The following is a 12,785-nucleotide window of genomic DNA, read 5'->3' on the forward strand; positions in this document are numbered from 1 at the left end:
CACCGCCCCGACGAGGAATTGCAAATGAGCGAAAAACACACTCCGGTGCTGCGCGAGTCCGCCACCTTCGACCGCCTGACCATCCAGGAAATCCAGCGTGCCGCCGAGACCGGCATCTATGACATCCGTGGCGGCGGCACCAAGCGCAAGCTGCCGCACTTCGACGACCTGCTGCTGCTCGGCGCCTCGGTCTCCCGCTACCCGCTGGAAGGCTACCGCGAGAAGTGCGGCACCGACGTCGTGCTCGGCACCCGCTTCGCCAAGAAGCCGATCCACCTGAAGATCCCCGTGACCATCGCCGGCATGAGCTTCGGCGCGCTGTCGGCCAACGCCAAGGAAGCCCTCGGCCGTGGCGCCAGCATCGCCGGCACCAGCACCACCACCGGCGACGGCGGCATGACCCCGGAAGAGCGCGGCCAGTCCCAGCACCTGGTGTACCAGTACCTGCCGTCGCGTTACGGCATGAACCCCGACGATCTGCGCAAGGCCGACGCCATCGAGATCGTCCTCGGCCAGGGCGCCAAGCCGGGCGGCGGCGGCATGCTGCTGGGCATGAAGGTCACCGAGCGCGTCGCCGGCATGCGCACCCTGCCGGTGGGCGTCGACCAGCGCAGCGCCTGCCGTCACCCCGACTGGACCGGCCCGGACGACCTGGCGATCAAGATCGCCGAGCTGCGCGAGATCACCGACTGGGAAAAACCCATCTACGTGAAGATCGGCGCCAGCCGCCCCTACTACGACGTCAAGCTGGCGGTGAAGGCCGGCGCCGACGTGATCGTCCTCGACGGCATGCAGGGCGGCACCGCGGCCACCCAGGAAGTGTTCATCGAGCACGTGGGCATCCCGATCCTCCCGGCCATCCCGCAAGCCGTGCAGGCCCTGCAGGAGATGGGCATGCACCGCAAGGTGCAGCTGATCGTCTCCGGCGGCATCCGCAATGGCGCCGACGTGGCCAAGGCCATGGCCCTGGGCGCCGACGCGGTGGCCATCGGCACTGCCGCCCTGGTGGCCCTGGGCGACAACCATCCGCGCCTGGACGACGAACTGAAGAAGATCGGCTCCGCCGCCGGCTACTACGACGACTGGCAGAACGGCCGCGACCCGGCCGGCATCACCACCCAGGACCCGGAGCTGTCCAAGCGCCTCGACCCGGTGGAAGCCGGCCGCCGCCTGGCCAACTACCTGCGGGTGCTGGTGCTGGAAGCCCAGACCATGGCACGGGCCTGCGGCAAGTCCCACCTGCACAACCTCGACCCCGAGGACCTGGTGGCCCTGACCGTGGAAGCCGCCGCCATGGCCCGCGTGCCGCTGGCCGGCACCAGCTGGATTCCGGGGCAGGGTTACTGATCCGGCGGGTTATCCACGGCAGAAAAGGCCGGCGAGAAATCGCCGGCCTTTTTCTTTGCGGCACATGTTGGCTGCTGGCGCGGTACGCCTACCGGGCACCCGGTAGGATGGGGAGAGCGGAGCGAAACCCATGCTGCGGCGCTCGGCCACGATGGGTTTCGCAGGCTCTACCCATCCTACGGTCTGTCCGTGAGCAAGGGAGGACGTCGCTTTTCACGTCCACCGGCGGTGCCCATTGCGCGCGCCAATGGTGGATCGGTGGAGCGTGATCCACCCTGCGTTCTGCGCATTCTTAATTGGCAGGAAATTCAAATTCGCACCAAGAAAATGCGCCCGACACCGCCGCTGCAACCCACCTGACTCCTGTCCTCTCCGACAAACCCAATCCCATTCAACGACTTAGCAGAAATGTAAGCAGGTGCTGCGACCTTGGCAGGCCAATTGCTATGCCTGTAGGGAAACTAAATTGCCCTACAGGAAGTTCAAGGTGCAGGCCCGGCCTTTCCCTCCTGGGGCGTACAGACGGCGGGCCGCACGCCGACAGCGGCCCTGCCGAATCCCCGTCGGTTGGAGGCAACAGGCAATGATCCGGTTTTCACATGTGGGCCGCGGTATGTTGGGCCTTTCCCTTCTGGTGGGCAGCGTCGCCGCTTCGGCGGACGAAGCCGTGCCCGCGATCAACAGTGGCGACACCGCCTTCGTGGCGCTCTGCTCGCTGGTGGTGCTGCTGATGACCCTGCCGGGCCTGGCGCTGTTCTACGGCGGCATGGCGCGGACCAAGAACGTGCTGTCGATCCTCATGCAGGTGTTCTGCACCGCCTCGCTGATGTCGGTGCTCTTCGCCATCTACGGCTACAGCCTGACCTTCACCGACGGCGGTTCGCTGCAGTCGGTGATCGGTGGCCTCGACAAGCTGTTCATGGTCGGCATCACCAAGGACTCGGTGGTGGGCACCATCCCCGAATACCTGTACTTCCTGTTCATGCTGCTGTTCGCCGCCATCACCCCGGCGATCATCGTCGGCGCCTTCGCCGAGCGCATGAAGTTCGCCGCCGTGCTGGTGTTCATGACGGTGTGGCTGACCATCAACTACATCCCCATGGCGCACATGGCCTGGGGTGGCGGTTGGGTCTTCAACCTCGGTGTGCAGGACTTCGCCGGCGGCAACGTGGTGCACCTCAACGTCGGCATCGCCGCCCTGGTGGGCGCCTGGTTGCTGGGCCGCCGTCGCGGTTTCGGCACCCCGACCCTGGCGCCCCACAACATGACCATGACCCTCACCGGCGGCTCGCTGCTGTGGGTGGGCTGGCTGGGCTTCTGCGGTGGCTGCGCCCTGGCCGCCAGCGGCTTCGCCATGCTGGTGATGGTCAACACCATGCTCGCCAGCTGCGCCGGCGCCCTGGGCTGGATGCTCGTCGAGTGGCAACACCGTGGTCGGCCGAGCCTGTTCGGTGCGGTCTCCGGCGCCATTGCCGGCCTGGTCGCCATCACCCCGGCCTGCGGCTACGTCGGCCCCATGGGCGCCATCCTGCTGGGCCTGATCGCCGGCCCGGTGTGCGTGTGGTCGGTGGACAAGCTGAAACCCATGATCGGCCTGGACGACGCCTTCGACGTGTTCGGCGTGCATGGCGTGGCCGGCATCCTCGGCGGCCTGCTGACCCCGGTGTTCGCCCTCACCGCCATCGGCGGCCAGGGCTTCCCCGAGGGCCGCACCCTGTTCGACCAGTTGCTGGTGAACGGCGGCGCCATCCTCTTCAGCATCCTCTTCTCGGCCATCACCAGCCTGATCGCCTTCAAGGTGGCGGCGGCGCTGTGCGGCGGTCTGCGCGTGGACGAGGAAGCCGAGGTGGATGGCCTGGACCTCTCCGCCCACGGCGAAGTCGGCTACAAGTACTCGAACTGAAGGACGCGGCCATGAAACTCATCACCGCAGTGATCAAACCCTTCCGCCTGGACGACGTCCGCGAGGCGCTGACCGAGGCCGGGGTGAACGGCGTGACCGTCACCGAGGTCAAGGGCTACGGCCGACAGAAGGGCCATTCGGAAATCTACCGGGGCGCCGAGTACGTGGTGGAGCTGCTGCCCAAGATCAAGCTGGAAGTGGTGGTGGCCGACACCCTGTGCCAGGCCGCCACCGACGCCATCCTCAAGGCGGCGTACACCGGCAAGATCGGCGACGGAAAATTGTTCGTCATGGACCTGGAAAGCGTGGTGCGCATCCGCACCGGCGAGCTGGGCGAAGACGCCATTTGATCCATCCGCAGTTCCCCGCGCCGACGCCTTGCGTCGGCGCTTTCTTTGGTAACGGAAAAGCGCTGCGCACGGTTCAGGATTGAAGAGAAGGAGAGGTGAACGATGGCATGGTTGAACGGATGGGGATTCCTGCTGCTGGCGGGGTTCTGCGAGATCTTGTACGCGTCGATCATCCCGCGCACGGAAGGCTTCACCCGGCTCTGGCCGAGCCTCTACTGCGGGTTCTTCCTGCTGCTCAGCATCTACCTGCTGAGCCTGTCGGTGCGGGTGCTGCCGCTCGGGCTGGCCTATGCCGTCTGGGTGGGCATCGGCACCCTCGGCACCGTGGCCTACGGCACCCTGTTCCTCGGTGAGCAGCTGGGGGTGCTGAAGGGTCTGTGCCTGGTGATGATCATCGGCGGGATAGTTGGGCTGAAGCTGGTGAGCGAGGCGCAGGTGGCGTGAGAAGGGCGTAGGAGCGAGCTCATTTGTAGGATGGGTAGAGCGTAGCGAAACCCATCGCTGCGGAGTGATGGGTTTCGCGGGCTCTACCCATCCTACGGATCTGTCTGTGCCGGCCAAATAGACCGTAGCCCGGATTGCATCCGGGCTACGAGGGAAGGGCGGGTTATTTCAACTTCGGCAACTTCTCGTCCGGCAGGTCGTAGCTGTGCTTCTCGTGGATGAAGGTGGCCACCAGGGCGTATAGGGTGGCGGCGATCACCACCACGGTGATGACGCCGAGCACGGTGGGGTTGTCGGCGAAGGTGAACACGGCGCTGGCGCCTTCGTAGGTGCTGATGCTCATAGGGATACTCCTGCAGTCATTGGGCCGAGGCGGGCTTGCTGTCCACCACCAGGGTGGCTTCCACGCTGCCGTTGGGCTTCACGGTCTCGCCGTAGATGGCGGTCCATTCCGGGTAGGCCTGGGCCGGTACTTCGGTGAGGTCGAGGCCGCGTTCTTCCGCGTGGGCCGGGACGCGCAGCACGCCGGCTTTCTTCAGCGCGTAGGAGATCAGGTAGCCGGGGATGAAGCCCAGGGAGGCCATCACCAGGGCACCGCCCAGTTGGCCGAGGAAGCTGATCTCGGGCATGCCGTTGACGTTCGGGTAGCCCGCGAGGAACACCCCGCTGACCACCAGGCCGGCGAAGCCGCCGAAGCCGTGCACGGCGAAGGCGCCCACGGCGTCGTCGAGGCGGAACTTCAGCAGCAGGTTGTTCACCAGCGGCGCCATGGCCGCCACGCCCATGCCGATCAGGTAGGCCAGGCCGGGGTGGTAGAGGTCCAGGCCCGGGGCCACGGAGATGATCCCCACCAGGCCGCCGGACATCATCCAGTAGGGCTCGCGGGTGGTCAGGTAGGCGCCGATCAGGCCGCCGGCGAAGCCCATCAGGGTGTTGAAGGCGAAGGCCGAGAGGGTGGTGGGCGCGCCGTAGATGTTGATCCACTGGGCGCCGGAGCTGTAGATGATGCAGCCGCCGAGGAAGCCGAAGAAGCCGACGATGATCATCATCAGACCCACCACGCTCATCGGCATGCTGTGGCCGACGATGGCGTTGGCGCTGCCGTCGGGGTTGAAGCGGCCGATGCGCGCGCCGAGGTTGATCACCACGGCCAGGGCGAAGAAGCCGGCGATCATGTGCACCACGCCGGCGGCGCCGACGTCATGGTAGCCCCACTGCACGGTCAGCCAGCCTTCCGGGTGCCAGCCCCAGGCGGCGCCGAACAGCCAGAGCACCGAGCCGAGGAGGATGGTCATGACGATGAAGGCACTCATCCGCGCACGCTCGATGATGGCGCCGGAGAGGATCGAGCCGGTGGTGGCGGCGAACAGGGCGAAGGCGCCCCAGAAGATGCCGGTGGCGTTGTCCTTGATGTTCGGGCCCATGGCCTGGCTCCAGGGCATGGCGTTCATCAGGGCGTCCATGCGCGGCACCAGGCCGTCGGGGAAGGCGTTGTAGATGGCCCAGCCGAAGAGGAAGAAGGTGGGCACGATGAAGCCGAAGGCGAGGATGTTCTTGACTCCCGCGGCCAGGGCGTTCTTCAGTCGCGAGGCGCCTATCTCGTAGGAGAGGAAGCCGGCGTGGATCATGATCATCAGGGCGATGCACCACCAGTAGAATATTTCCATATTCAGGGTGTTGGTCATCTCGATCAGGCTCTGCAATTCCTCCAGGGTCGGTGTCTTCTGTTCTTCCATCACTCAATCCTCGATGCGAATTCGTTGGAATAGCGTTGGTGGGCAGATCGAAGCGAACACACGCCTGGGGCTTGTTGTTTTTATTTCCACGCAAGAAAAGTGCGTAGTGGGAAAGGCAAACCTTGTGCCAGTCCATGGCACGGAGCTATCACGCGGTGCGCGCGACGGGGTGGGGCGTAGGATGGGTTGAGCGGAGCGATACCCATGCGGTCCGTATCGATGGGTATCGCAGGCTCAACCCATCCTACGGTTTGTGCCAACCAGGGGCGTAGGGTGCGCCGTGCGCACCGCCGGGAAATGCCCCGTTTGCACTCATCCGCCTGGTAGCGCGCCTGAAATCGGGGCGTTTTCTCAGCGTTGCTGCTGCAGCATCGCCTGGATCTGCTGCACCGATTCCTGGGTGCGCCGGGCCAGGTTGCGCACCTCGTCGGCCACCACCGCGAAGCCCCGTCCCTGCTCGCCGGCGCGGGCCGCCTCGATGGCCGCGTTGAGGGCCAGCAGGTTGGTCTGTTCGGCGATGCCACGGATCACCCCGGCCACCTGGGCTATCTGTCCGTAGGTGGTCTGGATGCTGGCCTGCTCGCGCTCGTGCAGGCTGGCGGCGGTCTTCTCGTCGCTGATCTCGCGCACCGCGCCGGTGACGTAGAGCAGCCGGCCACGGGCGTCGCGCAGGCAACGGCCGCGCTCGCGGAACCACACCTCGCCACGGGTCTTGTGGCGCATGCGGTACTCCACCGCGTAGAAGCCGTCGCCGCTGGCATCCACCATCGACGCGTTGAAGGCCTTCATCACGCCCTTCAAATCATCGGCGTTGACCACGCCGAAGTAGCTGTCCCAGCCATCGGGGAATTCCGCGTGGCTGTAGCCGATCAGCTCGCGGAACTGCTCGGACCAGCGGATCAGGTTCTGCGGGTGGTCGGGGTCGCCGTTGACCACGTTCATCGCCCAGCAGCCCTCGGTGAGGGTGCGCTTGGTCAGCTCCCGCACCTGGCGGTCTGCGTCCCAGCGTTCGCGCTCGGCTTCCAGCGCCTGGAGCCGCTGCTCGCCGTCGTCCAGCTCGGCATGCAATTGCGCGTTGCGTGCTTCGGCTTCGGCCAAGCGTCGCTGCAACGCCGCGTACTCCTCGGCGCTGCACGGCGGCGGAGCCTGGCGCTCGGCATGCTGGCGGATGCCTTGCAGCTCGGCCCAGTCCCGTTGCAGCCGTTCCAGGCTGCCGAGCAGTTGGGGCTGGCGTTGCAGGCGCGGCGGGGCGAGCGTCCCGTCCCGTGCGCTGGACAGCTGGTCGAGCCACTGGCTGAGCTCGTTGGCCAGGTTGCTGGCGGCATTGCTGAACCACATCGGCCGATTCTCCTTGGCTATGGGATGAAGGCTTCCCTAGCAATTCTTCTTCCAGTTCCCCTCAGGCCCGTACGCGGGACTTGTCCGGGTCATAGGCCACGGTGCCTGCGGCCACCTTGGCGCGGATGCGCTTCTGCTGGCCGTCCAGCTTGCCCACCTCCAGTTCCGTGCCCGGCTCGCAGTAGCCGATATCGAGGCGGCACAGGGCGATGTTCTTGCCCAGCACCGGCGAGCGGGTGGCGCTGGTGATGACGCCCACCTGGGCGCGGCCGACGCGCACGCAATCGCCATGGGCGGCCGGCTCGTTGCCTTCCAGCTCCAGGCCCACCAGGCGCTGCTGCGGGTGGGCGCTGCGGCGCAGCAGGGCGTCCTTGCCGATGAAGTCGGCCTGCTTGGTCTTCAGCGGCACGCAGAAGCCGATGCCGGCCTCGAAGGGGTCGGTCTGGTCGCAGAATTCGTAGCCGGCGAAGATCAGCCCGGCCTCGATGCGCAGCATGTCGAGCGCATGTAGCCCCAGCGGCACCAGGCCCAGCGGCCGGCCCAGCTCCCACAGGCGGTTCCACACCGCCATGGCGTCGTCGGGGTGGCACCAGATTTCAAAGCCCAGCTCGCCGGTGTAGCCGGTGCGCGAAACCATCAGCGGCGCGCCGTTGTAGTCGTCCAGGCGGCCATTGAGGAAGCGGAACCAGCCCAGCTCCTCCAGCTTGGGCTGGGTGCCCGGGGTCCAGATCATCTGCTTGAGCAGTTCGCGGGCCAGCGGCCCCTGCACGGCGATGTTGTGGATCTGCTCCGAGGCGCTCTTGATCCACACCTTCATGCCGAGCTTCTCGGCCTGCTCGCGCAGCCAGATACCGGCATGGTCCTCGCCGCCGATCCAGCGGAATGCGTCGGCGCCAAGGCGCAGCAGGGTGCCGTCGTCGAGCATGCCGCCGTGCTCATAGCACAGGGCCGAATACACCACCTGGCCGACGGCGAGCTTGCGCACGTCGCGGGTCAGGCAGTGGTCCAGCAGGGCCTCGGCGTCGGGGCCGAGCACCTCGAACTTGCGCAGGGCGGAGAGGTCCATCACCGCCACCTTCTCGCGGCAGCCGTGGTACTCCTCGATGGTGCCGTGGCCGTCGAACTGGGTCGGCGTCCAGAAGCCGCGGTAGTCGACGAACTGGCGGGTGAGGGCGGAGGTGCCGGGGTGGAAGCCGCTTTCGCGGGTCAGCACCGGGTCGGCGTCGGGCGTCTTGCGATTGGCCATGGCGATACTGAAGCGCTCCTTGTCGGAATACACGCGGATATGGATGTCGGTGGGCTGCCAGCCGTTGGCCGGATCGATGTCGTCCGGGCAGGAACTGCTGGCGCAGACCAGGTCGGTCATGGCGCGCAGCAGCACGTAGTCGCCGGGGCGCGACCAGGGCTCGTCGAGGGTGAGGTGCTGGTGCGCGTCCACCCCGGTGTTGAAGAAGAAGTTGATCGCCGGCCAGCCGGGGCGGCCCTGCACGCCATGCTTCGCCACGGCGCGGCTGATGTTGTCGCTGCAGTTGGCGTGGCCGAAGTAGCCCTGGGCTTCGTAGTAGCGCGCGGTGCAGGCCAGGGCGAAGGTGTCGTGGCGGCCCACGGTGTCGCGCACCACCTCCAGCATCGGCTGCATATCACGGTCGTAGAAGCGGCTGAACAGGCCGGGGCCGGGGTAGGCGTTGCCGTTCAGGGTGCGGGTGACGGTGGGGTCGAGGTCGATCTCGCGGCCGGCATCCAGGCCCCGGCGGTCGAAGGCGACGAAGTCCGAGCACTGGCGCCCGGCCACGTCGATCACCTGGATGGTCTGGCCCGCGCTCACCACATAGTCCCGCGCGGTGCCGGGGCTGATGGTGAATTCGTCCACCAGCTCGCCCAGGGGCGCCGGCAACGGCGGGGCCAGGCTGCTGCGGGGGTTGGCGCGCTGGATCAGCAGGCGCAATTCGCTGGCGCGCAGCTGGCTGTCCACCGGTGTGGCGCCACCTGGGGCGGCTACCAGCACCAGCAGGGCCTCGGCGGCGCTGAAGCTGCGGCTGAACCCGGCCGGGGTGCCGGCGGGCCAGAGCTGCGCGGCGGCCGGCAGGTGGCGGCTATCGATGCCGCTCCGGGCGAGGCCGGCGCCGACATGGGCGGCCTCCGCGCTGCCGTCGTGCAGCAGGTGGCCGATGAAGGCGGCGCCGGGGCTCGGTTCGAGGCCGAGGGCGGACAGCGCCGGGCGGTTGCCGGCGAAGGCCAGCAGCTCGGCGGCCTGGTCGCCTTCGAGGTCGATCACCTGTAGCCGGTCACCCGGCTCCAGGGCCACCACCGTGAGGCCGCCGGGGGCGACGCGGTGGCGTTCCAGGCCCGGGCTGCGGGCGAACAGGGCCGGCTCCAGCGGCCGGGAAATCACGGGTGGTTGCATGCAAGGCTCCTGCAGTGACGTTGCTCCGTGGCGGTTCATCGGTGCGCATGGCGCACCCTACGGGCGGTAGGGTGCGCCGTGCGCACCGTTCACGGGTTCGTCATCGTTCGTCTGAGATCAACCCGTCGCCTTCATGGAAGGCTCCGGGCTATCGGCCAGGTAGGCACCCAGGGAGTCGTCGAGGGCTTGCAGCCAGGGGGTGTGGTGGGGCGTGGCCATGGTCCCGGTGATGAGCGAGCGGTGGCACTTGTCGCGGTAGCCCATGATGTTTTCGTACTTGTCGTGCTTCCACTCCAGGAAGGTCCGGTTCACCTCGGCTATGTCGAAGCTCGGGTAGTCGGTGGCCTCGATCAGCTGGCGGATGTACTCGCCCTGGAACTCGAACATCTGCTGGGCGGTTTCCAGGGTTTCTTCCTCGCGGCGCCAGGCCAGGTCCTCGGCCTGCATGCGCTCGAAGTCGGGCAGGGCGATGCGCCCGAGGATCACGTCGCGGGCATACCAGGCCTGGGCGTCGAACATGTTGAAGCTGTACCACTGGTCCTGCATGCCGAGGTAGATCAGCTTCGGGTTCTGCTCCCAGAACACGCCCTTGTAGAGGTTCAGCGGCCAGAGGCGGTTGCCGGTCTTCAGCCGCAGTTCTTCCGGCAGGAAGGGGAAGTGATGCTTGTAGCCGGTGCACAGGATGATGGCGTCGATGTGCCGGCTGCTGCCGTCGGCGAAGAAGGCGGTGCTGCCCTTCACATGGGTGAGCAGGGGTTTCTCTTCCCAGTTCTCCGGCCACTTGTAGCCCATGGGCGCGCTGCGGTAGCAGCTGGTGATGGAGCGGGCGCCGTACTTGAAGCATTGCGAGCCGATGTCCTCGGCCGAGTAGCTGCCGCCGACGATGAGCACGTCCTTGCCCTTGAATTCCAGGGCGTCGCGGAAGTCGTGGGCATGCAGCACGCGCCCGGCGAAGCTCTCGAAACCCGGGAAGTAGGGCACGTTGGGGGTGGAGAAGTGGCCGCTGGCGACCACCACGTAGTCGAAGGTCTCGCTGTAGGTCAGGTCCTGCTCGTAGCTGTGGGCGGTGACTTCGAAGGTCTGGCTTTCGGCGTCGAAGGCCACCCCGCGCACGGTGGTGTTGAAGCGGATCCAGGGGCGCACGCCGGCCTTTTCCACGCGGCCCTTGATGTAGTCCCAGAGCACCTCGCGGGGCGGGTAGGACCCCATGGGGCGGCCGAAGTGCTCGTCGAAGCTGTAGTCGGCGAACTCCAGGCACTCCTTCGGCCCGTTGGACCAGAGGTAGCGGTACATGCTGCCGTGCACCGCCTCGCCGTGCTCGTCGAGACCGGTGCGCCAGGTGTAGTTCCACATGCCGCCCCAGTCGGACTGCTTCTCGAAGCAGACCAGTTCGGGGATCTCCGCGCCGCCCGCCCTGGCCGACTGGAAGGCACGCAACTGGGCGAGGCCGCAGGGGCCGGCGCCGATGATGGCGACTCGTTGTTTCATGCTGGGTTCTCCATGGAAGGTTGGGGCAGGCCGGCGGCCGGGTGCTGGAGGCGCGCCGCGGCCAGGGTGTTCTTCATCAGGAAGGCGATGGTCATGGGCCCGACGCCGCCGGGCACCGGGGTGATGGCGGCGGCGTGGGCGAGGGCGGAGTCGAAGTCCACGTCACCCACCAGTTTCGAACGGCCGTCTTCTTCAATGCGGTTGATGCCCACATCGATGACCACGGCGCCGGGCTTCAGCCACTCGGCATCCACCAGACGCGGGCGGCCCACGGCGGCGACCACGATGTCGGCCTGGCGGCACAGCTCTTTCAGGTTGGCGCTTCTGGAATGCACCACGGTCACCGTGCAGTGGGCTTTCAGCAGCAGGGCGGCCATGGGCTTGCCGACGATATTCGAGCGGCCGATCACCACCGCGTGCTTGCCGGTGAGGTTGCCACAGGTGTCCTGCAGCAGACGCAGGCAACCGGCCGGGGTGCAGGGAGTGAGCACGTCGCGGCCCTGGCTGAGGCCGCCGACGTTTTCGGCATGGAAACCGTCCACATCCTTCAGCGGACTCACGGCCTGGAGCACGCGGCTCTCGTCGATATGCCCCGGCAGCGGCAGCTGGACGAGGATGCCGTGGACGCTGTCGTCGCCGTTGAGCGTGTGGATAAGTGCCAGCAAGTCGGCCTCGGCGGTGTCCGCCGGCAGCTTGTGTTCGAGCGAACGGATGCCGCATTCCTCGGCCCGCAGAACCTTGTTGCGCACATAGACCTGGCTGGCCGGGTCCTGGCCCACCAGCACCACGGCGAGCGCCGGGGCGAGGCCCGCATCCTTGAGGGCGATAACCTCGCGGCCAACCTCGGCCAGCACCCGCGCCGCCGCTGCCTTGCCGTCGATGAGCAGGGGAGTGGAGGCGGCGCTCATCGGAAGATCACCGTCTTGTCGCCGTTGAGCAGGACCCGGTGCTCCAGGTGGTACTTCAGTGCCTTGGACAGGGCCACGGTTTCTGTGTCGCGGCCGATGGCGACCAGGTCGTCGGGCAGGTAGGCGTGGTCCACGCGCTGCACTTCCTGCTCGATGATCGGGCCTTCGTCGAGGTCGCTGGTTACGTAGTGGGCGGTGGCGCCGATCAGCTTCACCCCGCGCTCGTAGGCCTGGTGGTAAGGCTTGGCGCCCTTGAATCCGGGCAGGAACGAGTGGTGGATGTTGATGGCGCGGCCGGACAGCTGCTTGCACAGGTCATCGGAGAGGATCTGCATGTAGCGGGCGAGCACCACCAGCTCGGTGCCGGTCTCCTCGACTATCTGCAGCAGGGCCGCTTCCTGCTGGGCCTTGGTGTCGCGGGTTACCGGCAGGTAGATGAAGCGGATGCCCTCGCGCTCGGCCATGGGCCGCAGGTCCAGGTGGTTGGAGATGATGGCGGTGACCTGCATGTCCATCTCGCCCTTCTGGTGGCGGTAGAGCAGGTCGGAGAGGCAATGGTCGTACTTGCTCACCATCAGTAGCACGCGCATGGGCCGGTCGCCGTCGAACAGTTCCCAGTCCATGGCGAAGGGCACCGCGACGTCGTCGAAGCCCTGGCGCAGGGCCTCGATATCGGCCTTGGCGCCGGTGTTGAAGCGGAACACCGCGCGCATGAAGAAGCGCCCGGTGATCTCGTCGTCGAACTGGGCGAGTTCGCTCAGGTAGCACTGGCGCCCGGCCAGGTAGGTGGTGACCGCCGCGACGATTCCGGAGGTGGCCGGGCAGCTGATCTTGAGGATGTAGTGACTCATGGTTGTCGGTCTCGTG

General features: G+C 66.9%; 11 protein-coding genes. 4 read left to right on the forward strand and 7 right to left on the reverse strand.

The genetic code is table 11. The features are described 5' to 3' along the window. The first annotated feature begins 24 nt into the window (after positions 1-24). The 4 genes from PCA10_RS07105 to PCA10_RS07120 all read left to right on the forward strand — a co-directional run bounded on the left by PCA10_RS07105 (position 25) and on the right by PCA10_RS07120 (position 4,044). The gene (locus PCA10_RS07105; protein ID WP_016491365.1) at positions 25-1,347 is read left to right on the forward strand and encodes an FMN-binding glutamate synthase family protein; all 1,323 of its coding nucleotides are present in this window, start codon (positions 25-27) and stop codon (positions 1,345-1,347) included. 583 nt (positions 1,348-1,930) lie between these two features. Continuing rightward, a complete protein-coding gene (locus tag PCA10_RS07110; protein WP_016491366.1) occupies positions 1,931-3,250 on the forward strand; it encodes an ammonium transporter in 1,320 nt (439 codons plus the stop codon). An 11-nt stretch (positions 3,251-3,261) separates the two neighbouring features. After that, entirely contained in the window at positions 3,262-3,600 is a 339-nt protein-coding gene (locus tag PCA10_RS07115; RefSeq protein ID WP_016491367.1) for a P-II family nitrogen regulator, read from the forward strand. Positions 3,601-3,702: 102 nt separating this feature from the next. After that, positions 3,703-4,044: a DMT family transporter gene (locus PCA10_RS07120; RefSeq protein WP_016491368.1), complete on the forward strand. Its 342-nt coding sequence runs from the start codon at positions 3,703-3,705 to the stop codon at positions 4,042-4,044. A 163-nt stretch (positions 4,045-4,207) separates the two neighbouring features. Here PCA10_RS07120 and PCA10_RS07125 read toward each other — a convergent pair whose 3' ends face one another. The 7 genes from PCA10_RS07125 to purU all read right to left on the reverse strand — a co-directional run bounded on the left by PCA10_RS07125 (position 4,208) and on the right by purU (position 12,769). Beyond that, complete coding sequence (locus PCA10_RS07125) at positions 4,208-4,387, reverse strand: hypothetical protein (RefSeq protein ID WP_016491369.1); 180 nt, start codon at positions 4,385-4,387, stop codon at positions 4,208-4,210. 16 nt (positions 4,388-4,403) lie between these two features. Beyond that, entirely contained in the window at positions 4,404-5,780 is a 1,377-nt protein-coding gene (locus PCA10_RS07130) for an ammonium transporter (RefSeq protein ID WP_016491370.1), read from the reverse strand. Positions 5,781-6,131: 351 nt separating this feature from the next. Next, entirely contained in the window at positions 6,132-7,118 is a 987-nt protein-coding gene (locus PCA10_RS31230) for a methyl-accepting chemotaxis protein (protein WP_016491371.1), read from the reverse strand. A gap of 61 nt (positions 7,119-7,179) precedes the next feature. After that, positions 7,180-9,522, reverse strand: coding sequence for a DUF1989 domain-containing protein (locus PCA10_RS07140; protein WP_016491372.1), 2,343 nt, complete (start codon positions 9,520-9,522; stop codon positions 7,180-7,182). Between the two features lie 117 nt (positions 9,523-9,639). Continuing rightward, the gene (locus tag PCA10_RS07145; protein WP_016491373.1) at positions 9,640-11,010 is read right to left on the reverse strand and encodes an NAD(P)-binding domain-containing protein; all 1,371 of its coding nucleotides are present in this window, start codon (positions 11,008-11,010) and stop codon (positions 9,640-9,642) included. Then, positions 11,007-11,918: a bifunctional methylenetetrahydrofolate dehydrogenase/methenyltetrahydrofolate cyclohydrolase FolD gene (gene folD, locus PCA10_RS07150; RefSeq protein WP_016491374.1), complete on the reverse strand. Its 912-nt coding sequence runs from the start codon at positions 11,916-11,918 to the stop codon at positions 11,007-11,009. Before folD ends, PCA10_RS07145 begins: the two co-directional genes overlap by 4 nt. Beyond that, positions 11,915-12,769 (reverse strand): formyltetrahydrofolate deformylase, encoded by an 855-nt coding sequence (gene purU / locus PCA10_RS07155; protein ID WP_016491375.1) that lies wholly within the window; start codon positions 12,767-12,769, stop codon positions 11,915-11,917. The genes folD and purU overlap by 4 nt, the downstream gene beginning before the upstream one ends. Between the last annotated feature and the right edge of the window lie 16 nt (positions 12,770-12,785).

This window comes from Pseudomonas resinovorans NBRC 106553, assembly GCF_000412695.1.
Lineage (GTDB): Bacteria > Pseudomonadota > Gammaproteobacteria > Pseudomonadales > Pseudomonadaceae > Metapseudomonas > Metapseudomonas resinovorans_A.